A 25,496-nucleotide genomic window follows, 5' to 3' on the forward strand; every position below is an offset into this window, starting at 1 on the left:
CACGCAGACCGCACTGAGAAAGGAACGCTCCATGAAACCCATTGCCACCGCCTTGCTGGCCACCGGCCTGAGCACACTGGCCAGCGCAGAGCCCGCGCCGGCCGCCGCTGCCACCTCCGCCGTCCTGCCGGCGGCCCAGCGCATTGCAGCAGCGGGCAGCCAGCACGCCATGGCAGGGCCTGCCCAGTTCTTTACGGGCCGGGCACGCATTGACCCCCTGTATGCCGCCAACGAACAGGTCAACGCTTCCGGTGCCTACGTCACCTTCGAGCCCGGAGCCCGCTCGGCATGGCACACCCATCCCAAGGGCCAGTACCTGGTGGTGACAGGCGGCGTGGGACTGACCCAGGAATGGGGCAAGCCCGCCCAGCGCATCCAGCCGGGCGATGTGGTGTGGTGCCCGCCGGGCATCAAACACTGGCATGGTGCGGGCCTGTTCACGGCGCTCACGCACCTGGCCGTCACTCCGGCCGACAGCAACGGCAAAAATGTGGACTGGATGGAGCACGTCACCGACGCACAGTACCGAGAAGCACAGACGCACCAGAGTGCCGACACCATTGCCGATGCCCCTGCTGGCACAAACCACGGCACCGCTGCACCATGAAGCGCCGCCACCCCATCCCCCGCCTGCATGCAGCCCCGCTGGTGATGGCGCTGGTCGTAGCGCTGGACACCGTGCTGGCGCTATCGGCCAGCCCCTCCCACGCACAGGAGACCTCCATGCAACCAACCACCACCCAGCACGCGCCCCCCAGCACCAGCCTGACGGCCCGCCAGTTGGCCATAGCGCCTGTCACCGCCTGGGCGGCAGTGGGCGACATGCCCCGACTTCGCACCGCACTGGAGCAGGCGCTGGATGCCGGCATGTCGATCCAGGAAGCCAAGGAACTGCTGGTGCAGGTCTATGCCTATGCCGGCTTTCCACGCAGTCTGAACGCCCTGGGTGAGCTGATGCAGCTGGTTGATGCCCGCAGGCAGCGCGGCGTGCAAGACGCCGCGGGCCAAGAGCCCGGAGCGGTCCCCACGGGCGACGCCCTGCTGGCTCTGGGCACCGCCAACCAGACCCGGCTTGCCGGAAGCCCGGTCACCGGCCCGCTGTTTGACTTTGCACCGGCCATCGATGTGTTCCTAAAATCACACCTGTTCGGCGACATCTTTGCGCGTGACAACCTCGACTGGCAAAGCCGCGAAATCGCCACCGTCGGCATGCTGGCGACCATGCCCGGTGTCGACAGCCAATTGCAGGCCCATATGCGCATCAGCCTGAACACCGGACTGACGCCCAGCCAGCTGCAGCAGGTGGTGCAGGTGCTGACCAGCCAGGTCGATGCCGCATCCGGCGCGCGCGCACAGGCGGCGCTGGTCCGGCAACTGCGCGTGCAACCCTGACCTTGAATGTGAAAGGATGACCATGGAAACCAACCAGCTGCACCGCGGACGCCTCATCGACCACATCCAGTTGGTGGTGAGCGACCTCAAAGCCAGCCAGGATTTCTACACCGCTGTCCTGGCTGTGCTGGAGATCCCCATCATCGGCACCAGTGATGATTTCTTCTGGGCGGACGAACTGGTGGTGTCCTCGGCCGGCAGCCCGGCCGCGCTGGGGGTGCTGACGGGGCGCTGCCACCTGGCTTTCCAGGCCAGAGACAAGGCCATGGTGGAGGCCTTTCACCGAGCGGCGCTGGCGCATGGGGGACGCGACAACGGCCCTCCAGGCGAGCGGCCCTACCACCCCGGGTACTACGCGGCCTTTGTGCTGGACCCCGATGGCAACAACATCGAAGCCGTGTACCACGGCGAGGCACGGCGCAGCGCACCATCGGTGGTCATCGATTTCTAGCGCGGACCCGTAAAGGCCCATTCCAGCGCTTCAATCCACCCGCCACCATGGCGGTACCGGTGACCGCGTCTGCGCGCGCTGAAACGGCCATCCACTGGCACCACCACGCCCCGGTGATGCTCGGCGCGGGCCATGCGGCCAGCGATTGCCAACGGCGCGCTTGCTTTCCGGATTGGATTGGCTCGCCAAAGGCCAGGCCATCTGTTCGACGTAGCGCCAACGAAGCATCAAGACTGCGGTGCTGATGGAAACAGGAGCGTTGAACCAGCTGCACAACTCTGGCCGAGTCAGTGCGGAGGGTTCACAGGAGCCGTTGAGGGACGAGAACTTCAGGAGCCCCTTTGTAGTCCAATCGCCCCCAGCAATGCCTCCCCCACGCCTACCCCGCTGACAGCTCAGCGCTGCATAGTTAACAGTTCCCACCAGCAAAGGAGTTTGTATGACCAAGCCAGCAGCGAAAAAGAGCAGTGCCAAGCCGTCAGTGACCGACCTACGCGGGAATGCCGGCGAGCTGCAGCAGCAAGCCGGGGGCAGCCACCCGGCGATGACGACCCAGCAAGGCATCCCGGTCCCCGACAACCAGAACTCTCTCAAGGCCTATGAGCGTGGGCCCAGCCTCCTCGAAGATTTCATCCTTCGCGAGAAGATTACCCACTTCGACCATGAGCGCATCCCCGAGCGCATCGTCCACGCCCGTGGCACGGGCGCGCACGGCTACTTCGAGTTGAGTCAATCCCTGGCCAAATACACCACGGCTCAAGTACTCACCGAAACGGGCAAGAAGGTACCCATCTTCGTGCGCTTTTCCACCGTGGCCGGCGGTGCTGGCTCCGTGGACACCCCGCGCGACGTGCGTGGTTTCGCCATCAAGTTCTATACCGACGAAGGCAACTGGGATCTGGTCGGAAACAACGTGCCTGTGTTCTTCATCCAGGACGCGATGAAGTTTCCAGATCTTGTACACGCGGTGAAGATGGAGCCCGATCGCGGCTTTCCGCAGGCGGCCTCGGCCCACGACACGTTCTGGGATTTCATCTCGCTGATGCCCGAGTCCATGCACATGGTGATGTGGATCATGAGCGACCGCACCATCCCCCGCAGCCTGCGGACCATCGAAGGGTTTGGTGTGCACAGCTTCCGGCTGATCAACGCCCAGGGCGACAGCACCTTTGTCAAGTTCCACTGGCGACCCGAATTGGGCATCCAGTCCACCGTGTGGGACGAAGCGCTGGCGCTGCAAGCCGCCGACAACGACTTCCATCGCCGCGACCTGTTTGAAGCACTGGAGTCCGGCCAAGCGCCTGCCTGGGAGCTGAGCGTGCAGCTGTTCACCGAGGAGCAGGCCAGCAAGCTGCCCTATGACCACCTTGACCCCACCAAAATCATTCCGGAAGAAATTGTGCCGCTGCAAAAAATCGGCCGTTTTGTACTCAATCGCTGGCCCGACAACTTCTTTGCAGAGACCGAACAGGTGGCCTTCTGCCCAGCGAACGTGCCGCCAGGCATCGATTTCTCCAACGACCCGCTGTTGCAAGGCCGCTTGTTCTCGTATCTGGATACGCAGCTCTCGCGCCTGGGTGGGCCCAATTTTGCGCAAATCCCCATCAATGCGCCGAAATGTCCCTTCGCCCATCACCAGCGCGACGGACATATGCAAATGCAAGTACCCAAGGGTCGCGTGGCCTATGAACCGTCCAGCCTGCAACCCGACAGCCCGCGTGCTTCGCTGGCTCAGGGCTCTCGCTCATTTGCCGAAGCTGCGGTAGGCAGCAAAGGCCGTGTACGCCCCGAATCGTTCGCGGACCATTACAGCCAGGCACGCATGTTCTTCCGCAGCCAAAGTGTCCTGGAGCAGGCCCACATCGCCAGCGCCTTGGTGTTTGAGCTTTCAAAGGTACAGACACTCCATGTGCGCAGCGCGGTGGTCAGCCAGCTGCGCGTGATTGACGAGGAACTGGGCCAGCGCGTGGCCAAGGGCTTGGGCCTGTCGCCGGTGCCTGATGCAGTGCAGCCCGCCGTCCCCGTGCAGGACCTGCCGGTCAGCCCGGCCACCCGCATCATCGACCGAATGAAGCCCACGCTGGAAGGCCGCTGCGTCGCCATTTTGGTGGATGAAGGATCGAATGCCGAGTCCGTTGCCGCGATGCGCAAGGCGCTGGAGGCGGCCAAGGCCAGCGTCAAGTTGATTGCCCCGCGCCTGGGTGGCATCACGCTGAGTGATGGCAAAGATGCCGCCATCGATGGGCAACTGGCCGGATCGCCCTCCGCCCAGTTTGATGCGGTGGCTTCCATCATCCCGCTGGAGTCTGGCAAAAAACTGGCCAAGCAAGCCGCAGCACAGAACTGGTTTCGCGATGCCTTTGGCCACCTTAAAGCTATCGCAGCCTGCAAGGGCACACACGCCATCCTTGACGCCGCTGGAGTAAAGCCCGACGCCGGCGTAGTGGACCCGAGTGACACCAAAGCGTTTGTGAAGGCCGCGGTATCTCGCTTTTGGGAACGTGAGCCCGCATTGCGCAGTCTTGCGTGAACGAGATGTACAGGCCCTGCCAGCGCCTTCCACCAGTGGTTACGGAGTCACCGTGCGCTCGGTCTTGGCACCACTGCAGGGCCGAATAGATCGGATGGAACAGAGTTTCTGCGGCTCTGGATCGCATCGTCAACAGAGAACTGGAGATTGAGCAATGAATATTCACACCCGATATCAGGCTTGTATCGACGCATGCAACGCTTGTGCTGCCGCCTGCAATGCCTGCCTGGCCGCTTGCCTCAAGGAAGACGACGTGAAAATGATGCGGCGCTGCATTGCACTCGACACCGATTGCGCAGCCATCTGCAGCCTTGCAGCGCATGCGATGGCCCGCGACAGTGAAATGGCTCGGCATTTTTGCCGTGTGTGCAGCGAAGTCTGCCTGGCTTGTGCGAACGAATGCTCGCAGCATGCACATGACCATTGCCAGCAGTGTGCTGACGCATGCAAGCACTGCGCAGAAGCCTGCCAGGCAATGGTCAATTGAGGCCAAGCTGCCCGGCTTTAAGCCAGCACCACACGACGCAAAGGCATGCGGCACGGACGGTCGCGCCTTTGCGGTGGCTGGAGTGCTGGATAGCCCAATTTCAGCCTTCTGCAGCCGTTCCTGTGATGGGAAGCACAACGCCGGTGATGTAGCTGGAACACGCTTGAGACGCTAGGAAAACATAGGCCGGCGAGATTTCTTCAGGTTGTGCGGGTCGCCGCATGTCGGTTTTGGCCCCAAACTGCACCACGTCTTCGGCTGTTTTGTCAGCAGGATTGAGCGGCGTCCAGACAGGACCTGGTGCGACGGCATTCACGCGGATATTGCGCTCGGCCAGGTTACTTGCAAGCGCCTTGGTGAACGCATGGATTGCGCCCTTCGTGGCCGAATAGTCCAAGAGGTTCTTACTGCCGCGAAGGCCTGTCACAGAACCGGTGTTGATAATGCAGTCGCCCTGACCAAGATGAGGCAGCACGGCTTTGACCATATGAAAGTAGCCAAAGACGTTCGTCTTGAAAGTCTGTTCGAGTCGCTGCTCCGTGATGTCTTCGATGTGTTCGGCATGCTCCTGAAAGGCAGCGTTATTTACCAACACATTGATGCCGCCGAACGTCGCTATCACCTTGGCAACCATACCCTCGCAAAATGCGGCATCTTGTACGTCCCCCGAGATGGGCAGGCACTTGCCACCTTCGGCTTCCACCAGGCGGCAGGTTTCTTGGGCATCCTCGTCCTCGTTGAGATAGGCAATGGCGACGTGGGCGCCTTCGCGTGCAAAGAGAATCGCGACCGCCCGACCGATGCCTGAATCGCCTCCTGTAACGATTGCCACCTTGCCTTCCAACTTGCCGCTGCCACGATAGTGCTTGGCAAGGCTCCGAGGCTGCAGTTGCATGTCGGCCTGCAACCCTGGCTTGGCAAGCGTCTGCGACGGCAGAGGGGGCGCTGGCTCGACATGTCCCGGGCCTGGAGCACCTTTGGCTTTTGGCTTTGCACGCGCATTACGTGTGGGAGCCTGGCGGTCATCTGCATCCTGCGTCGCCTGAATAACTTGTTGGCGTTGCACAGCGGCATCGGCATCGGCAGGTCGCTCAGATTTTTTCCACTTGTTTGGGTCTTTCATCGCGGTGATTCCTTTCATGTCTTTGCGTCAACGCCTATTAACCAAGCAAGGTTGATAAAATTCACACCAATGCTATTGCTTTGAAAATTCAATTATTTTCATACTGAACTTGAATATCTATTATAAGAACTATGCAGGCGTAAATGTAATATTGATTTACAGTGATCTCAGGCTGATAATTCCGTATGGTGTAGTCCATATCTTTCATCTATTTATTGAATAACCTTACAAATATTTTCTTAGTCCCAGCATAAAAATTAAGTACAGGAGGCAAACATGCTACGTTATGCTGTTATTTTCTTGGTCATTGCACTGATCGCTGCCGTTTTGGGATTTGGTGGGATCGCAGCAGGTGCAGTGGATATTGCGAAAATTCTCTTCTTTGTATTTATCGCGATTGCGGTAATTACATTCGTCGTAAGTTTGATCAACAAGAAATAACTTCCGACATCCAACCCAGAAAGGAATCGTCATGAAAGCAAGCAACACATCTCGCGCTCTGATTGTCGCCATTGCACTCAGCTCTGGTGTTTTGGCTGTCACTGGCTGCTCTGTGGCCCGCAATCAACAGAGTGTGGGGTCCTATATGGACGACTCTGGCATCACCACAGCGGTGAAGGCAAAATTTGCAGAGGATAAAACTGTGGCAGCTACCTCCATCAGCGTGGAAACCATGAAGGGGGTGGTTCAGCTCTCCGGTTTCGCCAAAAGCCAGGCAGAAAAAGACCGCGCAGAATCCATCACACGCAACACCAAAGGTGTTATGGGGGTGAGGAACAGCATTGTGGTTCGCCCTTGATTCTCACACATCCATAAAATTATTTATGGACAATCGCAACGCATGGACCTGAATAAGGTTGTGGTAACGATATAGAGAAAAGCCCGCATCATGCGGGCTTTTCTATTCACAAATTCTCAACATCCAACTGGAGCTTATCGTCTGGTCAAAAGCATGCCGATGACAACCCCCACGGCCAATGCACCGCCAATGGCCTGCCATGGTGAATCATGGACATAGTCATCGGTGTTGCGAGCAACATCCCTCGAATAATCCACAGCTCCGTTGGCCGCATTTCGAGCGCGACTGAGTCCACGATCCAGGAACTGCACCGCCTCCTTCAACTTGGGTTCCTCTTTGGCGCGCGCAGCAAGCACGTCACCCGTGTCTTGCAGCAGGCGGGTCAGGTCGCGCTGAATGGTCGATGCATTCGGGGAAAACAACTTCATTGTGTACTCCTTCGTGTGGTGAACAGTCTGTACAGAGTACGTCCAATGCCACGCCATGGATGTAGGTCGATCACAACCTTGACTGATACAAGCGCAGCCAAATGAAACAATGGCTGAGTACACCAGCTCCCCGCCAATGCTCTGGGCGAGGAGCGCTGCGCAACTTTAAACATCTCCGTTCTTGACCAATGTGCACAGTTTGCGCGCATTGGGCGAAATATCCAGCACAGAGTACTTTTCCATATTGACGATGTACACCAGAAAGGGCGTATAAGTTTCGCTGTCACCCACCTTGATTTCACCGCAGATCTGAAAATCGCCCTTCTCTTTCTTGCTTTCAATGATTTCCAGCGCCCTCAATTCGGCGCTTTCCGTACCACTCAGTCTTTCGCCCAACGCATTGCGCAGAAGCGCCTCATTGATTGCAGGCTCACCGTCTGCCTGCGCTGCTGCTCCACAGACCCATGCAAGAAAAATGATTGTAAAAAATTTACGCATTAATTTCTCCCATTTCTCCCAATGGCTGCAGCGCTCACAGCCCTTCATTTTTTCTGTATGAGAACTATTTTTCCAAACGACAGAGATCATTTCACGCATTTCCATGCAATAAGTTACAGCCGAAAGAGGGTTATATCATTGGACAGGTTTGAGCAAGTGCTGATCCTACAGTCCTGCAGACCTATCGACTACTCCCTATCGTCGACGAGCGACCTAATCTGTACCCAGAAGCCATTCTGCTTCGCAAGTCCCAAGCGCTGAAGCGGATCAATAGAGAGGAATTACTCTCTCCACAACATGGTCCGCACCTCGCATCGCCACCTTGGTGGCATCGCATTTCCTCAGCGTTTGTGTGTAAAACCCTCTAGGAGATAGCCATGGTTACACCCAATACTGCATCGAGCATCATTTCCTCTGACAAGGTCAATGGGACCAATGTCTATAACCCCAATGGCGAAAAGCTCGGCTCGATTGACTCTCTGATGATCGACAAGATCAGCGGACAAGTCCGTTACGCCGTGATGGAATTTGGCGGCTTCCTGGGAATAGGTACCGACAATTACCCCATTCCCTGGAGCAGCCTGAAGTACGAACCCAATATGGGCGGCTACGTTGTCTCTGTGAGCAAGGAGCAACTGGAAGACGCTCCAAGTTATGCGCGCGGTATCGAGTGGGATTACACCGATGAAAACCGCCGCCGTGTGAATGATTATTACGGAGTTCCATACCTGTAAATTATCTGAAACATCCAAAACCGAAGCCCGCATTTGCGGGCTTTTTTCATTGGTCATCCATTTTTCACAGGCCACTTAGGACGGCTAGCACGGCCCTGTGAGCAGCAAGTTTGAAATCAAGACACGGCGTGAGACTGCCAAACACTGCAACCCGTTCGGTAAAGCGGGCAACGACGTAGGGGGAACGGCACTGAGAACCAGAACATGGAAGCGTTGACGTAAGAGAAGTCTACAAAACACCTCAACCTGTGAGAAGCGCACTCAACCTCTCACAGGCATACAAGGCATAGCAATGCATAAAACAAGAGCATTCACTTACATAACTGAAGCGCATTGTCAGATTGTGACTACAGATCGTTTGCTATTAACGCTCCATGCTGACAAACAGGCAGGTCACCCCGACCTGTTGTTTCCCCGAAGGAGCTCAAGACATGTCGCAGCAACCCCATCAGCAAAACGCCAATCAACAGCAACCGGGCCAACATCAACAGCAGAACCCCAACCAACAGCAGCCTGGTCAGCAACAGCCTGGACAAAAGCCTTCTGACCAACAGCAGCAGCAAAACCCGAATCGCCAGCAACCTGGGCAGGACCAGCCAAACCAGCCTCAGCGCTAATTTTTCCCGGCAGCCGGCCGGGCCGGCTTCTCAGAGTGGCCAACACGTCCCCCTCGAACCACAGGTTTGCAGCCGAGACGGGCACAAAGCCGCTGGCAACGCACTTCGTACGATAAAGCGGAACAGGGTATGGGGTGGTGTGAGCGGCTCTCAGGAAGGAGGCAAATATGTCAACGAAAACCAGCAGCACCGATGCCAGCCAGCATCGTTCGCCGAAGCGCGCGCCCGGAGAAGGTGTAGCGGCCGAACCGACCATCATCGCCGAGCAACACCGCAAGCCCAATACCGGTCCCCAATCTGTGCCCAAGGGAAGCTCTCCTTCTGTGCATGCACCGAAGTCCGGGAAACACAACCAGGAGTGAGGTATGGCCACACCAAGCACACGCAAGCCTTCATTTCCCGAGGACGAAGAAATGGATCCTGTTGGCAAGCCATACCCCGAGCAGGAGAAGGATGGCGATGATCCGCCCCATCCGCCATTCTCGCCAGACACCGAACCAGACATTCCCCAGGATCCCGAATCCAAGCGCACAGTGATGCCGGATTCGCCTAAAAATTAGCCAGCTAGATCGTGCCGGGGAACCGCCGCGCCAACAAATATGCCTTGCAACGGCGCAAGGGCGTCGGCTCTATCCCAGAACTGCCTGCCCAAGGTCGCAGTTCCTGTGACTCACTCCACCCGCCACCATGACGGCAGCAAGGCCCTGACCTCGGCGCGCTGGAAGCGGTCATCCACCAGCACCACCACGCCCCGGTCCTGCTCGGTACGGATCACGCGGCCAGCGGCTTGCACCACCTTGCGCAAGCCGGGATAAAGGTAGGTGTAGTCATGGCCCCGCCCGGCACCCATGGCGGCATCCATGGCGCGCTGCATGGCCTCATTGACGGGGTTGACCTGGGGCAGCCCCAGCGTGGCGACAAAAGCACCAATCAGGCGGGTGCCGGGCAGGTCCACCCCTTCGGCAAAGGCGCCGCCCAGCACGGCCAACCCCACGCCCTGTCCGCCTTCGACAAAACGCTTCAGAAAGGCAGCACGCCCGGCTTCGTCCATGCTGCGCTCCTGTAGCCACAACGGCAGTTGCGGGTGCAGGCGCTGCAGGCTGGCAACCACCCGCTGCAGGTAGTCGAAGCTGCTGACAAAGCACAGGTAGTTGCCGGGTTGATCGGCGTACTGCCGGGCGATCAGGTCGGCCAGGGGCGCCAGCGATGCCTCCCGGTCACGCCAGCGTGTGGAGATGTGGCGGGCAATGCGCACCTGCAGCTGGTGGGCGGCAAACGGCGCCTCCACCTCCAGCCAGGCGGTATCGGCAGGCAGCCCCAGCAGATCACGGTAGAACTGCGGCGGACTGAGCGTGCCGGAAAACAGCACCGTGGCCTGGGCCGCAGCATGGCGCGCAGCCAGGTGCGGTGCGGGGATGACATTGCGTATGCACAGCGTGGAAGCCGGTGTGCGTGGCTGCCCGCCGCGAGCCGGCAGCGGCGGCGCCAGCTGCACATCGAACAGCGCATGTGGACCAAACTGTTCAGCCAGGGCTTGAAAATGCAGCAAGGCCCAGTACAGCGTCAGCACCGGGTCGCCAGCAGGCAAAGCCTGGTCGGCCTGCACATCGGCAATCGCCCCGATGGCACGCTGCACGGCCGCCAGCAAGGCCGGGGGGATGGCGGCATAGCTCTGGTAGGCCGTGTGGCTGGAGGTGTGGCGGTGGTCACGGGGGCCGGACACGGCCTGCGGGGCCCCCTGGGCAAACAGCGGCAGGCTCTGCGACCTTGGCGCCCCATCGGCGTCGGAATCCGGCGCCTGCTGCGGCAGGCCAGCTTGCGCCTTGTTCAGCGCATTCCACTGGCGCTGCAGCGCATCCAGCGCTTTCTTGACGGCCCCCGTGGCTGAAGTGGTCGAGCGGCGGGCGGCCGCCAGATCAAACTGCGACAGCGGTGCGGTGTACATGCTGCGGGCGCGCTCCAGCAGGTTGTGGGCCTCGTCCACCAGCACGCCTACACGCCAGCCCTGCTGCTGCGCCAAGGCATACAGCATGGCGGCGCTGTCGTAGAAGTAGTGGTAGTCGGCCACCACCACATCTGCCCAGCGCGCCAGCTCTTGCGACAGGTAATAGGGGCAGATGCCATGCTGCAGCGCCACCTGGCGCACAGTGGCACCATCCCAGAGCACCGGCTCCGCCGATGCAGACAGGGCCACGGCCTCAGCCCGCGCCGCCGGCAGCCGGTCAAAAAAGCCCTGCGCCAGCGGACAGGACTCCCCGTGGCAGGCTTTGTCCGGGTGCTCGCAACTGGCATCGCGTGCGCGCATTTGCAGCACCCGCAGGCGTTCGTGCTGACCCTGGTTCAATGCCGTCTGCATGTGCTCCAGCGCATGCAATGCCAGGCCATGGCCCGTGCCTTTGGCGGTCAGGAAAAACAGCTTGTCCAACCCGGTGTCATTGCTGGACGCGCCGGCTGCGCCATGGGCGGCGGAGCCAGGGGGCGTGGTCTCTGCAGCCGAGGCCGCGGTGGCACCCTGCCCCGCCATGGCCTTGAGCATGGGAAAGATGGTGCCCAGCGTCTTGCCAATGCCGGTGGGGGCCTGGGCCATCAGGCACCGGCCTGCACTGGCACTGCGGGCCGTGCGGTAGACCGCCACCGCCAGTTGCCGCTGCCCGGTGCGAAACGCCGCCATGGGAAAGGCCGCTGCCGCCAGCGCCGCATGGCGCTGCTGGCGGTGCGCTGCTTCGCTGCGCGCCCAGTCCAGATAGCGGCGGCAGTGCATGGCAAAAAACTGCTGCAACTCGTCGGCACTGCAGTCCTGCACCAGCACCGTTTCCTGCAGGGACGGCATGTGCACATACACCAGCGCCACGTTCAACCGTGCCAGTCCGCGTGCCTGGCACAGCAAATGGCCATAGACCTTGGCCTGGGCCCAGTGCAATGCGCGGTGGTGGGGGCGCACCGCGTCCAGCGAGCCGCGGTAGGTCTTGATTTCCTCCAGTTGCTGCGCCGCCGCATCAAAGCCGTCGGCCCGGCCGCGCACCTGCAGGTCTTCAAACTGGCCACTGAGCGCGACCTCGGCTTCATATCTGCTGTCTGGTTGGGCCTGTCGGCGTTGCTGCACCACCGCATGGCCCTCCATGCCTTCAAGCGCGCTGGGCGCCGGTGTGAAGCGCAGGTCCAGATCACCCGTGCGGGCCGTGAACTCGCACAGCGCTCGCACGGCCACCGTCAGCGGGGCAGCGGCGTCGCTCATGTGCCTTCGCCAGTCCCCTGCCACTGCACATGGCAGACGCGCGTGGGAATGCCATGGGCCGCGCAATAGTCCAGCCAGCGGATCTGGTTGTCCTGCAGCTTGTCGCCCGGCGCCTTGACTTCCACCAGTTCGTAGCGGCCTGCGCCCTCTTCGCGGCCAGGCCAGAAACGCACCAGATCGGGAAAGCCGGTGCGGTTGACCTTCACATCCCGCAGCAGGCGGTCAAACAGCCGTTGCAGGTGGGCGGCGGGAATGCAATCCAGCGCCAACTCCAGCAGCGCGTCGCTCAGCGCGCCCCAAAAGACAAAGGGCGACTGCGTGCCCGCCTTGTCGGCAAAACGACTGCGGATGGTGCTGCGGTAACGGCCATCCTGCAGCTCGGCCAGACAGGCATCGAACAGGGGCAGGCGGCGCGCCACAAAGTCGGGGGCCCCCAGATCGGCCGGTCCGCTTTGGAAGGGGTGAAAGAACGCCCCCGGCAGCGGTGCAAAAATCGCCGGCCAGCACAGCAGGCCGAACAGCGAGTTGATGAGCGCGTTCTCCACATAGAACACCGGTGCCTCGGCACGGTGCCAGTGGTCGCGCAATGCGTACTCCACGGCCACCGGCTGGGCTGGCGGCGCCAGCACGACCTCGCTGCACAGCGCAGCCACGGCCGGAGCCAACGCAGCCTGGCGGGGTGCGCCGCCCAGGCCCGCGTTGCGGCGCAAGCGCGGCAGCATGCGGGCCACGCGCTGGGATTCCTCTTCACTTTCAGGCTCTGCCTGGGCCTGTGCCGCCAGGTCCAGGGCCTGCCCGAAGCACTGCATGCGTTCCAGCACGCGGATATGCCGGTGGCGGGCGCCGGGGTAGGCACTGGCGGTGTAGGCCCGGGCAGCGTTTTCCCAGTCCTGCGCCCGCTCGCATGCCTGGCCCAGACGCAGCAGCAGCTTGGCGCGGCGCTGGTTCAACCAGCGGTGGGGGCTTTCAAGCGGCCCAAGCGAATGCAGCAGCGCCCCGGCATCGCCCCCGGCATCCAGTGCCTGGCGGCTGGTGGAAATGGCCAGGTAGAAGTCCACATCGGCACGGCTCTGAAAAGCGCGCGACGCAGCATCCAGCGCCACGGCTTCATAGCGGAAGATGCCCAGATCGGCCAGCACAAACTCCGACCAGTCCTGGTGGAGGTTGCCAAAGAACATCAGCCGCAGCCGCTCGCACACCTCACCCACCATCACGCGCCAGACAGGTTCCGTGGCCTGGGGATGCCAGGCGGCATAGGGCTGCGGGTCAGTCTGCCCGTCCAGCGCGGCCAGCATATCGGCCTTGCGCAGCGTGGCCGCCAACCCGGCGCCTTGCAGGATGTCCAGCAGCTCGGACTTGGTGTGCAGACCAAACAGTTCACCCAGCGCCATGGGCGCAGACGTGCTGAGCCAGCCCATCTGCAGCAGCGGCATGGCCGCCTGGGCACTGTCGCCGATTTCCGCATACACCAGCTTGCTGGCCCGAAACCACGGCCCCTTACGCATCACCATGCGCACCAGCAGGGCCTGCGCGGGCTCCGGCAGCAGGGCAAACCCGGCCAGAAAGCCGGCCTCCTCTTCACCCAGCAGGTCGCCATAGCGCTGCCCCAACCAGTTCAGCGCACGCTGAAAGTTGTGCAGGTAATACAGGCGATGGGGCGGGAAGGCAGCAGGCTGCGGCGCAGTCACGGGCGGGAGATGGAAGGAAATGGCAGAAAGTGGCGGAAACGGGTTGAGACCTGTATTTTTATACAGACTCCTCCACTCTGCCCGGCCAATGCCTACCGTGCCGCCAGGGCCATGGGCAAGACGGGCGTGGCGCAAGGCCTGCTGCCCCTGTGCCTGGCCGCGCCAACTTGACGCCATCTTGATGGCCGACTGCGCAATCCCCACACGGGCTTGATGCCCGAGTGCCTAGATTTCAGCCATCGCCACCACAGGCTGGAGCATCCAGCCCTTTGATGTATGAAACCTGTCGCCATCCTCCAGCACGAAGCCGCGCAAGGCCCCGGGGTGCTTTGGGAACATTTGCAGCAGCAAGGCATTGCCTGTGAACTGATCAGCCCCTGCCAGGAAGGCCGTGCGCCGGTGCGGGCGCAGGATTACCGCGGGGTGGTGGTGCTGGGCAGCAACCACTGTGCCAACGAGCAGCTGCGCTGGATCGAACAGGAGCGCTGCCTGCTGCAGAACGCGCTGGCGCACGATGTGCCCGTGCTGGGCCACTGCTTTGGCGCACAGATGCTGGCCCGCGCCATGGGTGCGCGGGTGTGGCGCAACCCCTGCCCCAACATCGGCTGGAGCAACGTATGGGTCACGCGCCAGGCGCAGGACCTGATGCAGCTGCCGCCCCGGATCACGCTGTTCAACTGGCATTACGACACCTTCGAGCTGCCCCAGGGCGCCTCGCGCAGCATGTACGGCGCGTTCTGCCTGAACAAGGGCTTTGTGCACGGCCGCCACTGGGCGTTTCAGGGCCACCTGGAAGTCACGGAGGACAGCGTGCGCGCCTGGTGCAGCGAAGGCCAGGACGAACTGCGCCACGCCCCCGGCCCCGCCGTGCAGCGGGCACCGCAGATTCTGGCCCAGCTCCCCCAGCACCTGGCGCTGCTGCACGCCACGGCGCGGCGCACCTACAGTGCCTGGGCAGAGCAGCTGGACCGGCCTGCGCTGTTTCAACTGGGGGCTCTGCCGGGTGCGCCGGCCACGGCCCCCCTGCCCGGACGGAACCAACCCGGCCCCGATCTGACACTGCAGTACCAGGCACCACTGGCGCGGCAGACCAAAGCCATCCTGGCGCGCGCCGTGGGCTGATCACGTCGACAACGTCTGGAACACCGGGGGCGCAGGCACGCGCCGCCTGGCCTCAGGGCGTGGCCTTGCCGGGGCTGCGCTGCCCCACCCGGGCCCGCAGCGTGGCCAGCAGCTCGGGCGGCAGAAACTTGAAAGCCAGTTGCAGCAGCAGATAGGCGATCACACCGTCATCCAGCCAACCAAGCACGGGGATGAAGTCCGACACAAAATCCACCGGGCTGACCACGTACAACGCTGCCAGCACCGTGGCCAGCTTGGCCGCCTTGGGCGCACGCGGATCCCGCAGCACCGCCCAGGCGAGCCGCAGCTCCTTGCGAAACACCGACAGCAGACGACCCAGCTTCCACATGGCAGACCTTTCTCTCGACGGCAGACGGTCCCGCAGCACCATGCCACGCAACCCGTCCCTCACATGCGGACAGTTTGGAAGATGACAAGGGCTGCCGCCGTCTGCAATTGCTGCTGGGTGTAGCAGCAAGGGCGCCACCGTGCCGGCCGCTCGCCCCCTTTGATTCGCCTCGGCATCCTGCCTTTAATACTGCGATAACCCTGCATTTCTAGAATCAGTGATTTTTTCGCGCGCGGGCGCGCAGAGGCAGCGGCATGCACATACTGATCGTGGAAGACAACAGCCTGGTGGCCAGCGGCATCAAGGCCGGGCTGGAGCTGCACGGCTTTGCCTGCGACATTGCCCCCAGTCTGGCCCTGGCCGACCGCCATCTGACCGCCGGCCATTTCGACGCCTGTGTGCTGGACCTGGGCCTGCCCGACGGTGACGGCCTGGCCCTGCTGCGCAGCTGGCGCGCCGCCGGCCTGCAGCTGCCGGTGCTGATACTGACGGCGCGCGGCACCATCGAAGACAAGGTGGCCGGCTTTCAGACCGGCACCGACGACTACCTGACCAAGCCCTTCGACCTGCAGGAGCTGGTGCTGCGCCTGCACGCCCTGCTGCGCCGCGCCGGCGGCCGTGCCACCGATCTGATGGCGCTGGGCGACTGCCAGGTCAACACCGGCACCGGAGAGGTCTGGCGCAACGGTCAACTGGTGGAGCTGTCCCGCCGCGAATGGGCGCTGCTGGCGGCGCTGCTGCAATCCCGGGGCCGGGTGTTGAACCTGGCCCAGCTGCACGACAGCCTGTACGGCTTTGACCTGGATGTGGGCAGCAACACGGTGAATGTGCATGTGCACCATCTGCGCAAGAAACTGGGCAGCGACATCATCGACACAGTGCGCGGCATCGGCTTTCGGCTGGGCGCGCGCTACTGCCAGCCCGGTCTCTGAGGATCCGGCATGAAACTGTTGCGCCGCTCCCCGGCCCCCACCAGCCTGCGCCTGCGCCTGGTGCTGGGGCTGAGCCTAACGCTGTGCGTGCTGTGGGGCAGCGTGGCGGCCTGGATGTTTCCCACCATGCAGCGTGAGCTGCGCACCATGCTGGACGACCGGCTGATCGCCAGCGCCCGCATGGTGGCCGGCATCGTCCACCAGTTCCAGCCGGCGCAGGTGGATGCCATCACCCCGGCCAACAACGCGCTGCTGTCGGTGATTGCCCGCGACGGCGTGGCCTGCGAGGTCAGCCTGGTGCGCAGCGAGGTGGACATCCTGCCGCTGGCCAAGACCAGCAACAGTCCCGACTTCACCCCGCTCACCCGCTCCGGCTTTGGCCGCATTGAAAAAGGCGGCAAATCCTGGCGCACCTATGTGCTGGAGGAAAACGGCATCCGCATTGCCACCGCCGACCGGCTGGACGTGCGCGAACAGCTGGTGCAATCCTTTGTCTATACTCTGGTGGTGCCCTTTGTGCTGGCCCTGGCCGGCGTGGTGCTGCTGACCTGGTGGATCTGCACCCTGGGTCTGGAGCCGCTGCGCCGCCTGGGGGAAGAACTGCAGCACCGCCCACCCCAGGACCCTTCGCCCGTGCAGACCGGCCAGGACACGGCCGAGCTGGCCCCGCTAGTGGGCAGCCTGAACCAATTGCTGGGCCGCATGAACCGCGCCATCGAGCACGAGCGCCGCTGGACGGCCGACGCCGCCCACGAGCTGCGCACCCCGCTGACCGCCATCAAAACCCATGTGCAGGTGGCCCAGCTGGTGCTGGAACGCCACACTGGCCCCGGCCCTGCCACCCCGAGCGCCATCGGCAACCCCGCCAGCCAGGCCCTGAAGCAGGCAAGCGAAGGCATTGACCACATGCACGCCACACTGGAACAGCTGCTGCAACTGGCCCGCGTGGAAAGCGCCAGCACCGGCACGGCCCCCAGCACACAGGGTACTGCCATCGCCGAGGCCCTGGAACTGGCCTGCCGCCAATCGCTGCAACGCGCCAACAAGGGCGACACCCCCACGCCCAGGCTGCAGACCGACCTGGAACCCGGCGCGTTGCACGACTGGGAGCTGCCGCTGGCCCCCGCCCTGCTGACCTGCGCCGTCACCAACCTGGTGGACAACGCCCTGCGCCACCACCTGGGCGAGCAACCCATCACCCTGCAACTGAGCCTGCTGCCTGCCGGCACGGGTACAGCTGGCGATACCGATGGCGTTGAGGAAGGGCCCGACCCGGCCCATGGCACAACAAGCCACGGAACGGTGGGTACGACAGGGATGGAGGCCTGTGCCAGCACGGCCACCGCCACCTTGCAGATCCAGGTGCGGGACCATGGCCCTGGATTGAGCGCCGAGGAATGCGCCCAGGCCCTGCAGCGCTTCTGGCGCAAGACATCGGCCACCCAGGGCAGCGGCCTGGGCCTGACCATCGTGCAGCGCATCGCCGAAAGCGCTGACGGCCAGTTGCACCTGGCTCCGGGCGCACCGGGGTTGGTCGCGACCTTGTCGCTGCCGCTGCAGCGGGTGGCACACCGCGCAGTCTGAGGCGCCGGGGGCAATATCTGCCATTCTGGCGCCCCCAGATACCTCGTCGGCGCCCCTGCTGGCGGCGCCAGCAACCGCCAATGCGCCCCGCAGGACGCCGCCGCGACGGAACGCTCAGGCTCCGGGGTGAATCGCCCGGTCGGCCACTACCACGCCATCGGCATCGGCATACACCCAGTCCCCGGGACGCACCGTCACCCCGGCCAGTTGCACGGCCACACCGGACTGGCCTTCGTTGCGCTTTTCCGTGGGCAGCGGCATCAGCGCCAGCGCGCGTATACCCACGGCGGCGGCACGCAACTCAGCCACATCGCGCACGGCGCCATACACCACCACGCCCGCCCAGCCGTTGCGGGCGGCGGCGGCGGCCAGATTGCCGCCCACCAGCGCGCGGCGTACCGAGCCGCCGCCATCCACCACCAGCACCCGGCCCTGACCCGGGGAATCGACCGCCGCCTTGACCAGGCTGTTGTCTTCAAAGCACTTCACCGTGAAGGCTGGGCCGGCAAAGGACTCCACCCCGCCAAAGCTGGGGAAGACCGGCGGCAGCACCCGAAACTGGCCGGATTCGTCATTCTTGTACACATCGCACAGATCGCAAGTGGCAACCTGGGGACCGTGGGCAGAGGCAGTGCGCATGAAAAAGCTCCAAAACAATAGTCATCACCCTGCAGGGCCGCCCGTGATAGCGGATCCCAGCGTTAGCACCGAGGCCCCTGACAGAGGGGCAGCATGCGACCGCACGCAAGCCAGCAAACGACAGCCGACAGCCGACGGCAGATCGCAGGCAGCAGGTGCAAGCCACCGGAAAGGGTCTTCCCATCATCCCGGCAGTCGCTGACAGGCTCCCGACAACACAGGCCACAGTCTTCCACAGATGTCCGTCAGACACCTCTGCCTGGGCCGCCAGCGCTGCCATTCCCCCTGGAAATGGCCTCCGCCAGCTCGTGCAGGCGCCCCCGTTTTCTGGTTGCCGTGGCGTCCCGAACACCCATTCAGGCACGCCGCCAGTGCCGGAAACCCGTCAAAAGTGACGTTGCACAACAATTCGAGGCAAAAAAAGGGGCCAGTCAGCTTGGAATGGGCAAATTTTCCCAGTAGGATTTGCTGATGCCTTGCTGCAAGACCGCAGCGTGGCGAAGAGAACCACACTTCCTCAACAAGGACAAGCAACCATGGCAACTGCAAAGAAGGCAACCGCTGCACCGGCAGCACCTGCAAAAAAGCGCACCCCTAACGCAGCCTTCATGAAACCCCTGACCCCCAGCGCCGCTCTGGCTGCCGTGGTCGGTTCCACTCCCCTGCCACGCACCGAAATCATCAGCAAGCTGTGGGTCTACATCAAGGCCAACAACCTGCAAGACGCTGCCAACAAGCGCATGATCAACGCCGACGCCAAGCTCAAGGAAGTCTTCGGCAAGCCCCAAGTCTCGATGTTCGAGATGGCTGGCCTGATCGGCAAGCACGTCAAGTAAAGCATCCTTCACAGGATTCAAAAAGCCGGCCTCGAGCCGGCTTTTTTGCGTCTGCGGCACAACTCCGTTTGCGCAACGTGCCCGCCAGCCCTATGCACTGCGATCTGGCGATGCATTCATCTCTGCCTGCCATGAAGTGTCATCCAGCGTACTCATCCGCTGCTCCACGCACCGCCATACCGCTTCACCCCAAAAGAGAGCAAGCACCAACATCAAACGGATCGCAGGTCGCCACCCCGCCATTTGTTGCAGAGTGGCAACAAATCCCAGCTTTACATTCCATACTCCCTGAATAGCAGTGAGAACAATTATCAGTAGTGTCTAAAATCCGGCGTCTCTCGAGATCGACCGAGACCGGATTCCCTCTACCTTTGCTCACATGTCTACACTCAAAAACACACCTACAGACATCAACGCACTGCACTGCGAACTCACGCAGATCGTGGTCGCTGCTGGCCTGTGCCTGATGGGCGGCAACGCCCTGGCCCAACAAGAAGTCACCCTGCCTTCGGTCCAGGTGAATGCCACAGCCGATTCTCCCTTCAACCCCCAGACTTCGCCCCAGGGCAAGTTCACGGCTCCCTTGGTGGACACCCCCAAGACCGTGCAGGTGATCGGTGAAGAAATCATCAAGCAAACCGGTGCCACCAGCCTGAAAGACGCGCTGAAGTCCACCCCCGGCATCACCTTCGGCAATGGCGAAGGCGGCAACCCTTCCGGCGACCAACCTTTCATCCGCGGCATGGACTCCCAGGCCAGCACTTTCGTGGACGGCATGCGCGACATCGCCGCCGGCACCCGCGAAGTGTTCAACCTGGAATCGGTGGAAGTCATCAAGGGCGCTGACTCGGCCTACGCCGGTCGTGGCGGTGCAGGTGGCTCGATCAACCTGACCACCAAAAAAGCCAAGAACGACAACTTCGTCGCTGGCGATGTGGGCCTGGGCACCGACAACTACAAGCGCGCCACGCTGGACCTGAATCGCAAGCTGGGCGAAACCACCGGTTTCCGCCTGAATGCCATGGCGCATGACGCAGACATTCCCGGCCGTGATGGTCCGACCAACAAGCGCTGGGGTATCGCACCTACCGTGACCTTCGGCATGGGCACCCCCACCGAAGTCACGCTGTCCTGGCAACACCTCAAGACGGACAATATTCCCGACGGTGGCGTGCCTTACCTGTACAGCAACACGGCCATGGCCAAACTGCCTGGCGGCAGCGTGGTGCGTCCCACCTATGGCAACGACCGCGCCAACTGGTACGGCCTGACCAACCGTGACTACGAAAAGGAAACGAGCGATCTGTTCACGGCCACCGTGGAACACAAGTTCACCGACACCAACAAGATCCGCAACAGCCTGCGCTACAGCAAGACCGACCAGGACTATGTCTGGACCCAGCCTGACGACAGCAAAGGCAATGCCATCAACGGCTACGTCTGGCGCCGTGGCAACGCACGCGTTTCGGAAACCACCACCCTGCAGAACGTGACCGAGCTGACGGGCAAGGCCCAGACGGGCTCCGTGGGCCACAGCTTTGCACTGGGCCTGGAACTGTCCAAGGAAAAAGCCGAAGTCCGTTCTACCGCCATCCAAAGCGGCGGCACCTGCACCTCGGCGGTCGCACCATGGTGCACCACCTTGAGCAACCCCAGCGGCGCCAATGCCCCCTGGACGTTCGCCTGGAGCCTGCCAGCACAAGCCACCACCAACCAGGTCGACACCATCGCCCTGTATGGCTTCGACACGCTGAAGTTCAATGAGCAATGGCTGCTGAACCTGGGTCTGCGTGCCGACCACTACAAGACTTCGTCTTCGGGCCCTGCCGGTGGCCGTGCGCCGAACACCTACCCGGCCTACGACATCTCGCGTTCCGACACCCTGTTCAACTACCAGTTGGGCCTGGTCTACAAGCCGGCACCCAATGGCAGCATCTACGCCAACATCGGCACTTCCACCCGCCCTGTGGGCAACGCCTTGGGCAACGGCAGCGAAGACATGGTCATGACGACGGCCACCGCAGCCGACATGAAGCCCGAAAAGACCCGCTCCATGGAACTGGGCACCAAGTGGGATCTGCTGGACAAGAAGCTGGGCCTGACAGCCGCCATCTTCCGCAACGAAGTGACCAACGCACGCATCACCGAAGGCGGCGTGGACTACATGGCTGGCAGCAAGGTCGTGAACGGCATCGAACTGGGCTTCACCGGCCAGATCCTGCGCAACCTGAGCGTCTTCGGCGGCTATACCTATATGGATAGCGAGCAAAAGGACATGGGTACCGGTAATGCCGCCAACGGCCAGGCCTTCCCCAACACGCCCAAGCACAGCTTCAGTCTGTGGACCAGCTACAAGCCCACGGACAAGCTGACCCTGGGTCTGGGTGTGTATGCTCAAAGCAGTGTCAACGCCAGCTATGCCCTGTCGACCGCTCCTGGTGGCGGCATCGTCACCAAGGGCGTCAGCGGCTACTCGCGCTATGACGCCATGCTGGGCTACCAGATCAACCGCAACCTGGCCTTCCAGCTGAACCTGTACAACCTGGGTGACAAGGTCTACTACAGCGGCGTGCGCTCGCCCCACTACGCCAACATTGCGGCAGGCCGTTCTGCCGTGGCTTCGCTCAAGTTCACGTACTGAGCCCCCTGACCCGTCTGCGCACTTGATGTAGCGCAGGCCAGCGTCACAGCCCCGTGGACCGCCGTGCCCACGGGGCTTTTTGCATTCACACTTACGGCCTGTACCCTGTACTGTCTTGAAAGAATCATCCTGCCATGCTGCTGCGTATCCCCGCCCTGCTGTCCGCCGAAGATGTGCGCCAATGCCGCCAAGCGCTTGAACAAGCCGATTGGCAGGATGGCCGCACCACGGCCGGCTTCCTGGCCGCCCAGGTCAAGAACAATCTGCAACTGCCGCTGGACAGTGCCACGGGCAAGACCCTGGGCAGCCTGATCCTGGACCGCCTGGGCCACCATCCGCTGTACCTGTCCGCCGCCCTGCCCAGCAAGGTGCTGCCGCCGCGCTTCAACCGCTACGAAGGCGGCGGCACCTACGGCAACCACATCGACAACGCCCTGTTCACCATCCCCGGTACGGCCATCAAGGTGCGCACCGATGTGTCGACCACCGTGTTCTTCAGCGAGCCGGAAGAATATGAAGGCGGCGAGCTGGTGGTGGAAGACACCTTTGGCCAGCAGACCGTCAAGCTCGCAGCGGGTGACGCCATCGTCTACCCCGGCACCAGCCTGCACCGCGTGAACCCGGTCACGCGCGGCACGCGCTATGCCTCGTTCTTCTGGACCCAAAGCCTGATCAAATCTGCAGAACAACGCCGCCTGCTGTTCGACCTGGACCAGGCCATCCAGCAGCTCAGCAGCGAACTGCCTGCACACCCGCGCCTGTCCACGTTGTCCGGCACTTACCACAACCTGCTGCGCATGTGGTCTGAAGCATGACAGGCACCCCCTCCGCACTGTCGCCTGCGCTCAATGCGCTGGGCCAGGCCGTACAGCCGGCACTGTCGCGCATCCCCTCCGGTATCGGGGCCCTGGCCGACTACGCGCGCCAGGCTCGCCACCACATCGAAGCCCATGCCTGGGCGCACATCGAAAGTGGCTGCGACCAGGCCCATGCGCTGGCGCACAACCGCCAGGCACTGGATGGCATCCGCCTGCTGCCCGAGCCGCTGCCGGACCTGTCCCAGGCCCACACCGGCCTGCAGCTGCTGGGCCAGGCTTTCGACTGGCCAGTGCTGCTGGCACCGGTGGCCTACCACCGGCTGGCCCACCCGGAAGGCGAAATTGCCAGCGTGCGCGCGGCCATGGCCATGCGCACCGGCATGGTGGTCAGCACCCTGTCGAGCTACACCCTGGAAGAAATCGCCCAGGCAGCGGCCGCCGCCTCCCAGGAGCTGGGCCGCACGGCCCCGCTGTGGTTCCAGCTCTACAGCCAGCCTGACCGCCAGCACACCCTGTCCCTGGTACGCCGCGCAGAAGCGGCCGGCTACCAGGCCCTGGTATGGACGGTGGACGCCAACATCAAGCGCTCAGGCTACCCCTTGCCCCCCGGCGTGGAAGCCGTCAATCTGCGTGGCATGCCACAGCCACAGCAGACTGGCGACCTGATGGACGATCGCATCCTGTTTGGCACACCGCTGGCCACCGGCGCACCCCGCTGGAGCGATCTGGAATGGCTGCGCGCACACACCCGTCTGCCGCTGATTGTCAAAGGCATTCTGTCGCCACGCGCAGCACGCCAGGCGGCGGCACTGGGGGCCGATGCCATCGTGGTGTCTAACCACGGTGGACGCGTAATGGATGCGGCGGTCTCCCCGATCGATGTGCTGGCCGATGTGCGCCAGGCCGTCGGCCCGCAATTGCCACTGCTGCTGGACAGCGGCATCCGCCAGGGCACCGACGTGCTCAAGGCCCTGGCACTGGGCGCCAATGCCGTGCTGATCGGCCGTCCGCAACTGCACAGCCTGGCCGTGGCCGGTACGCTGGGAACGGCGCACATGCTGTACCTGCTGCGCTCCGAACTGGAACTGGCCATGGCCCAGACCGGATGTGCCCAGCTGCAGCAGATCGGCGCCGACCTGTTGTGGCAGCCGCGTTGAACCGAACCAGGGTGCAGGCATAGGCCTGCCCCGTCAGTACACGTCCCGCCGGTAGCGGCCGCTGGCGGCCAGGGCCTGCAGCTGTTCGCTGCCCAGCAGCTCGCGCAGCATATCGTCCACCCCCTTGGCCATGCCTTGCAGGCTGCCGCACACATAGATGGCGGCACCGCGCTCCACCCAGTGGCGCAGGCGGTCGGCCTGCTGGGCCAGCAGCTGCTGCACATAGCCGGGCTGCGCGACATCGCGCGACCAGGCACGGTCCAGCCGGGCCAGCTGCCCCTGCGCCACCCATTGCTGCAGCTGCGCATCCAGCAGCTTGTCGTGTTCGGGGCTGCGCTCGCCAAACAGCAGCCAGTGGTCAAACTGCTGCTGCTGCACCCGCGCCTTGATGTGGCTGTACAGCCCGGCCAGGCCGGTGCCGTTGCCAATCAGCACCACCGGGCGGTCCATATTGCCCTCCAGCCGGAAGCCGCTGTGCGCACGGATGCGCAGCGTCAGCGTGGCGCCAGGCGCCATCTCCTCGCACAGCCAGCGCGATGCCACGCCGAACTCGCCATCGTCCCGCACGCTCTGGCGCACCAGCAGTTGCAGGCAGCCGTCTGCCGGCACCGACGCAATGGTGTAGTCACGCGGCGTATCCGGTTCGCCCGGGGGACACAGCGACACCAGATCGCCCGACTCCCACTGCGGCAGCTGGCCGTTCTCGGGCTCCCATTCCAGCAGGTACACCGCCCCGCCCTGGCTGCCGGGGTTCAAATGCGTGCGACTGCGCAACACCCACTGCTGGCTGCTGTCTGCCGACTGCCAACCGGCCGCAGCCTGGCCCGTGACAGCGTGCAGCAGCCCAGCCACGCCGTCCTGCCAGTCCGCCAGCGCACGGGCCTGGGCTTGCGCCTGGCCGCTGTCCATGCACACCACCTGGGTCTGTGCGCCCTGGCTCTGCAGCCAGGCCTGCACCCGCAGGCCAAAGGCACAGAACTGCTCATATTCACGGTCACCCAGCGCCAGAATGCGGGCATCGTGACCCTGCAGCGCCGCAGACTGGGGCAGCAACTGCTGCACAAAAGGCAGCGCCTGGTCGGGCGCATCGCCCTCGCCCGTGGTGGACAGCAGCCACAGACTGTGGCGGCTGGATTGCAGCTGCGCCAGCGTCAGCTCCTGCACGGGCACCAGCTGCACCGGGCAGCCGCCAGCGTGCAGGGTGCGTGCGGTATCGTGGGCCAGGGCCTCGGCCTGACCGGTCTGGCTGGCGTAGACCACCAGCATGGCCGCACCATCTGCGTCGACCCCTTGCTGCAGGCTGCGGCGCTCACGCTGCAACGCATGGCGCTGTTGTCGCAGCCGCCAGGCCACGCCCGAGCACAGGCCCGCATAGCCCAGCACCAGCGCCAGCGCGCCACCCAGACGTGCCGGGGTCACAATCCAATCCATCATGC

General features: G+C 63.0%; 26 protein-coding genes. 18 read left to right on the forward strand and 8 right to left on the reverse strand.

What is annotated here, in order from left to right:
• Positions 1–31 precede the first annotated feature (31 nt).
• The 5 genes from QM470_RS09830 (at position 32) to QM470_RS09850 (ending at position 4,860) form a co-directional block, all read left to right on the forward strand.
• A complete protein-coding gene (locus QM470_RS09830; protein WP_283339131.1) occupies positions 32–607 on the forward strand; it encodes a (R)-mandelonitrile lyase in 576 nt (191 codons plus the stop codon).
• Positions 604–1,392 carry a carboxymuconolactone decarboxylase family protein gene (locus QM470_RS09835; RefSeq protein ID WP_502846823.1) on the forward strand — a complete coding sequence of 263 codons (789 nt, stop codon included), beginning with the start codon at positions 604–606 and terminating at the stop codon, positions 1,390–1,392. The genes QM470_RS09830 and QM470_RS09835 overlap by 4 nt, the downstream gene beginning before the upstream one ends.
• A gap of 22 nt (positions 1,393–1,414) precedes the next feature.
• A complete protein-coding gene (locus QM470_RS09840) occupies positions 1,415–1,843 on the forward strand; it encodes a VOC family protein (protein WP_283339132.1) in 429 nt (142 codons plus the stop codon).
• Between the two features lie 439 nt (positions 1,844–2,282).
• Positions 2,283–4,373, forward strand: a complete 2,091-nt coding sequence (locus tag QM470_RS09845; RefSeq protein ID WP_283339133.1) for a catalase — start codon at positions 2,283–2,285, stop codon at positions 4,371–4,373.
• Positions 4,374–4,527: 154 nt separating this feature from the next.
• Positions 4,528–4,860, forward strand: a complete 333-nt coding sequence (locus QM470_RS09850) for a four-helix bundle copper-binding protein (RefSeq protein ID WP_283339134.1) — start codon at positions 4,528–4,530, stop codon at positions 4,858–4,860.
• Positions 4,861–4,960: 100 nt separating this feature from the next.
• On the opposite strand, the gene QM470_RS09855 is transcribed toward QM470_RS09850, so the two are convergent.
• Entirely contained in the window at positions 4,961–5,983 is a 1,023-nt protein-coding gene (locus QM470_RS09855) for an SDR family oxidoreductase (RefSeq protein WP_283339183.1), read from the reverse strand.
• Positions 5,984–6,259: 276 nt separating this feature from the next.
• Here QM470_RS09855 and QM470_RS09860 point away from each other — a divergent pair, with 276 nt between their 5' ends.
• A complete protein-coding gene (locus QM470_RS09860) occupies positions 6,260–6,424 on the forward strand; it encodes a DUF1328 domain-containing protein (RefSeq protein WP_083520354.1) in 165 nt (54 codons plus the stop codon).
• Between the two features lie 31 nt (positions 6,425–6,455).
• On the forward strand, positions 6,456–6,782 hold the full coding sequence (locus tag QM470_RS09865; RefSeq protein WP_083520355.1) for a BON domain-containing protein: 327 nt from the start codon (positions 6,456–6,458) through the stop codon (positions 6,780–6,782).
• 134 nt (positions 6,783–6,916) lie between these two features.
• On the opposite strand, the gene QM470_RS09870 is transcribed toward QM470_RS09865, so the two are convergent.
• On the reverse strand, positions 6,917–7,210 hold the full coding sequence (locus QM470_RS09870; RefSeq protein ID WP_172591818.1) for an ElaB/YgaM/YqjD family protein: 294 nt from the start codon (positions 7,208–7,210) through the stop codon (positions 6,917–6,919).
• 165 nt (positions 7,211–7,375) lie between these two features.
• On the reverse strand, positions 7,376–7,798 hold the full coding sequence (locus tag QM470_RS09875; RefSeq protein ID WP_283339135.1) for a hypothetical protein: 423 nt from the start codon (positions 7,796–7,798) through the stop codon (positions 7,376–7,378).
• Positions 7,799–8,085: 287 nt separating this feature from the next.
• On the opposite strand from QM470_RS09875, the gene QM470_RS09880 reads away from it, so the two are divergent.
• From QM470_RS09880 to QM470_RS09895, 4 genes are all read left to right on the forward strand, one after another.
• Positions 8,086–8,442, forward strand: a complete 357-nt coding sequence (locus QM470_RS09880) for a PRC-barrel domain-containing protein (protein ID WP_283339136.1) — start codon at positions 8,086–8,088, stop codon at positions 8,440–8,442.
• Between the two features lie 431 nt (positions 8,443–8,873).
• Positions 8,874–9,059, forward strand: a complete 186-nt coding sequence (locus tag QM470_RS09885; RefSeq protein ID WP_083520356.1) for a hypothetical protein — start codon at positions 8,874–8,876, stop codon at positions 9,057–9,059.
• Positions 9,060–9,226: 167 nt separating this feature from the next.
• A complete protein-coding gene (locus QM470_RS09890) occupies positions 9,227–9,421 on the forward strand; it encodes a hypothetical protein (RefSeq protein WP_283339137.1) in 195 nt (64 codons plus the stop codon).
• Between the two features lie 3 nt (positions 9,422–9,424).
• Positions 9,425–9,619: a hypothetical protein gene (locus QM470_RS09895; protein ID WP_192333194.1), complete on the forward strand. Its 195-nt coding sequence runs from the start codon at positions 9,425–9,427 to the stop codon at positions 9,617–9,619.
• Between the two features lie 110 nt (positions 9,620–9,729).
• Here QM470_RS09895 and QM470_RS09900 read toward each other — a convergent pair whose 3' ends face one another.
• Together QM470_RS09900 and QM470_RS09905 are read right to left on the reverse strand one after the other, a co-directional pair.
• Positions 9,730–12,294 carry an ATP-dependent DNA helicase gene (locus QM470_RS09900; protein ID WP_283339138.1) on the reverse strand — a complete coding sequence of 855 codons (2,565 nt, stop codon included), beginning with the start codon at positions 12,292–12,294 and terminating at the stop codon, positions 9,730–9,732.
• Positions 12,291–13,982, reverse strand: coding sequence for a VRR-NUC domain-containing protein (locus QM470_RS09905; RefSeq protein ID WP_283339139.1), 1,692 nt, complete (start codon positions 13,980–13,982; stop codon positions 12,291–12,293). The genes QM470_RS09900 and QM470_RS09905 overlap by 4 nt, the downstream gene beginning before the upstream one ends.
• Before the next feature lie 276 nt (positions 13,983–14,258).
• Here QM470_RS09905 and QM470_RS09910 point away from each other — a divergent pair, with 276 nt between their 5' ends.
• Entirely contained in the window at positions 14,259–15,104 is an 846-nt protein-coding gene (locus QM470_RS09910; protein ID WP_283339140.1) for a type 1 glutamine amidotransferase, read from the forward strand.
• A gap of 52 nt (positions 15,105–15,156) precedes the next feature.
• Here QM470_RS09910 and QM470_RS09915 read toward each other — a convergent pair whose 3' ends face one another.
• Positions 15,157–15,453 (reverse strand): YkvA family protein, encoded by a 297-nt coding sequence (locus QM470_RS09915; RefSeq protein WP_066534748.1) that lies wholly within the window; start codon positions 15,451–15,453, stop codon positions 15,157–15,159.
• Positions 15,454–15,707: 254 nt separating this feature from the next.
• On the opposite strand from QM470_RS09915, the gene QM470_RS09920 reads away from it, so the two are divergent.
• A complete protein-coding gene (locus QM470_RS09920) occupies positions 15,708–16,385 on the forward strand; it encodes a response regulator (protein WP_283339141.1) in 678 nt (225 codons plus the stop codon).
• A 9-nt stretch (positions 16,386–16,394) separates the two neighbouring features.
• Positions 16,395–17,969: an ATP-binding protein gene (locus QM470_RS09925; RefSeq protein ID WP_283339142.1), complete on the forward strand. Its 1,575-nt coding sequence runs from the start codon at positions 16,395–16,397 to the stop codon at positions 17,967–17,969.
• A gap of 114 nt (positions 17,970–18,083) precedes the next feature.
• On the opposite strand, the gene rraA is transcribed toward QM470_RS09925, so the two are convergent.
• Positions 18,084–18,608, reverse strand: a complete 525-nt coding sequence (rraA, locus tag QM470_RS09930) for a ribonuclease E activity regulator RraA (RefSeq protein WP_066534756.1) — start codon at positions 18,606–18,608, stop codon at positions 18,084–18,086.
• Between the two features lie 536 nt (positions 18,609–19,144).
• On the opposite strand from rraA, the gene QM470_RS09935 reads away from it, so the two are divergent.
• From QM470_RS09935 to QM470_RS09950, 4 genes are all read left to right on the forward strand, one after another.
• Positions 19,145–19,444, forward strand: coding sequence for an SWIB/MDM2 domain-containing protein (locus QM470_RS09935; RefSeq protein WP_066534759.1), 300 nt, complete (start codon positions 19,145–19,147; stop codon positions 19,442–19,444).
• 379 nt (positions 19,445–19,823) lie between these two features.
• Complete coding sequence (locus tag QM470_RS09940) at positions 19,824–22,085, forward strand: TonB-dependent receptor (RefSeq protein WP_283339143.1); 2,262 nt, start codon at positions 19,824–19,826, stop codon at positions 22,083–22,085.
• 134 nt (positions 22,086–22,219) lie between these two features.
• Positions 22,220–22,900, forward strand: coding sequence for a Fe2+-dependent dioxygenase (locus tag QM470_RS09945; protein WP_280025105.1), 681 nt, complete (start codon positions 22,220–22,222; stop codon positions 22,898–22,900).
• Positions 22,897–24,060 (forward strand): alpha-hydroxy acid oxidase, encoded by a 1,164-nt coding sequence (locus QM470_RS09950; RefSeq protein ID WP_283339144.1) that lies wholly within the window; start codon positions 22,897–22,899, stop codon positions 24,058–24,060. Before QM470_RS09945 ends, QM470_RS09950 begins: the two co-directional genes overlap by 4 nt.
• A gap of 33 nt (positions 24,061–24,093) precedes the next feature.
• Here QM470_RS09950 and QM470_RS09955 read toward each other — a convergent pair whose 3' ends face one another.
• The gene (locus QM470_RS09955; protein ID WP_283339145.1) at positions 24,094–25,494 is read right to left on the reverse strand and encodes a sulfite reductase subunit alpha; all 1,401 of its coding nucleotides are present in this window, start codon (positions 25,492–25,494) and stop codon (positions 24,094–24,096) included.
• Between the last annotated feature and the right edge of the window lie 2 nt (positions 25,495–25,496).

This window comes from Comamonas sp. 17RB (assembly GCF_030056555.1).
In the GTDB taxonomy this organism is placed as follows: Bacteria; Pseudomonadota; Gammaproteobacteria; order Burkholderiales; family Burkholderiaceae_C; genus Comamonas; species Comamonas terrigena.

Excerpts from the sequence above, each read along its gene's own strand:
- QM470_RS09830 (WP_283339131.1), top strand. The coding sequence starts at position 32 with ATGAAACCCATTGCCACCGCCTTGCTGGCCACCGGCCTGAGCACACTG.
- QM470_RS09835 (WP_502846823.1), top strand. The coding sequence starts at position 604 with ATGAAGCGCCGCCACCCCATCCCCCGCCTGCATGCAGCCCCGCTGGTG.
- QM470_RS09840 (WP_283339132.1), top strand. The coding sequence starts at position 1,415 with ATGGAAACCAACCAGCTGCACCGCGGACGCCTCATCGACCACATCCAG.
- QM470_RS09845 (WP_283339133.1), top strand. The coding sequence starts at position 2,283 with ATGACCAAGCCAGCAGCGAAAAAGAGCAGTGCCAAGCCGTCAGTGACC.
- QM470_RS09850 (WP_283339134.1), top strand. The coding sequence starts at position 4,528 with ATGAATATTCACACCCGATATCAGGCTTGTATCGACGCATGCAACGCT.
- QM470_RS09855 (WP_283339183.1), bottom strand. The coding sequence starts at position 5,983 with ATGAAAGACCCAAACAAGTGGAAAAAATCTGAGCGACCTGCCGATGCC.
- QM470_RS09860 (WP_083520354.1), top strand. The coding sequence starts at position 6,260 with ATGCTACGTTATGCTGTTATTTTCTTGGTCATTGCACTGATCGCTGCC.
- QM470_RS09865 (WP_083520355.1), top strand. The coding sequence starts at position 6,456 with ATGAAAGCAAGCAACACATCTCGCGCTCTGATTGTCGCCATTGCACTC.
- QM470_RS09870 (WP_172591818.1), bottom strand. The coding sequence starts at position 7,210 with ATGAAGTTGTTTTCCCCGAATGCATCGACCATTCAGCGCGACCTGACC.
- QM470_RS09875 (WP_283339135.1), bottom strand. The coding sequence starts at position 7,798 with ATGATCTCTGTCGTTTGGAAAAATAGTTCTCATACAGAAAAAATGAAG.
- QM470_RS09880 (WP_283339136.1), top strand. The coding sequence starts at position 8,086 with ATGGTTACACCCAATACTGCATCGAGCATCATTTCCTCTGACAAGGTC.
- QM470_RS09885 (WP_083520356.1), top strand. The coding sequence starts at position 8,874 with ATGTCGCAGCAACCCCATCAGCAAAACGCCAATCAACAGCAACCGGGC.
- QM470_RS09890 (WP_283339137.1), top strand. The coding sequence starts at position 9,227 with ATGTCAACGAAAACCAGCAGCACCGATGCCAGCCAGCATCGTTCGCCG.
- QM470_RS09895 (WP_192333194.1), top strand. The coding sequence starts at position 9,425 with ATGGCCACACCAAGCACACGCAAGCCTTCATTTCCCGAGGACGAAGAA.
- QM470_RS09900 (WP_283339138.1), bottom strand. The coding sequence starts at position 12,294 with ATGAGCGACGCCGCTGCCCCGCTGACGGTGGCCGTGCGAGCGCTGTGC.
- QM470_RS09910 (WP_283339140.1), top strand. The coding sequence starts at position 14,259 with ATGAAACCTGTCGCCATCCTCCAGCACGAAGCCGCGCAAGGCCCCGGG.
- QM470_RS09915 (WP_066534748.1), bottom strand. The coding sequence starts at position 15,453 with ATGTGGAAGCTGGGTCGTCTGCTGTCGGTGTTTCGCAAGGAGCTGCGG.
- QM470_RS09920 (WP_283339141.1), top strand. The coding sequence starts at position 15,708 with ATGCACATACTGATCGTGGAAGACAACAGCCTGGTGGCCAGCGGCATC.
- QM470_RS09925 (WP_283339142.1), top strand. The coding sequence starts at position 16,395 with ATGAAACTGTTGCGCCGCTCCCCGGCCCCCACCAGCCTGCGCCTGCGC.
- rraA (WP_066534756.1), bottom strand. The coding sequence starts at position 18,608 with ATGCGCACTGCCTCTGCCCACGGTCCCCAGGTTGCCACTTGCGATCTG.
- QM470_RS09935 (WP_066534759.1), top strand. The coding sequence starts at position 19,145 with ATGGCAACTGCAAAGAAGGCAACCGCTGCACCGGCAGCACCTGCAAAA.
- QM470_RS09940 (WP_283339143.1), top strand. The coding sequence starts at position 19,824 with ATGTCTACACTCAAAAACACACCTACAGACATCAACGCACTGCACTGC.
- QM470_RS09945 (WP_280025105.1), top strand. The coding sequence starts at position 22,220 with ATGCTGCTGCGTATCCCCGCCCTGCTGTCCGCCGAAGATGTGCGCCAA.
- QM470_RS09950 (WP_283339144.1), top strand. The coding sequence starts at position 22,897 with ATGACAGGCACCCCCTCCGCACTGTCGCCTGCGCTCAATGCGCTGGGC.
- QM470_RS09955 (WP_283339145.1), bottom strand. The coding sequence starts at position 25,494 with ATGATGGATTGGATTGTGACCCCGGCACGTCTGGGTGGCGCGCTGGCG.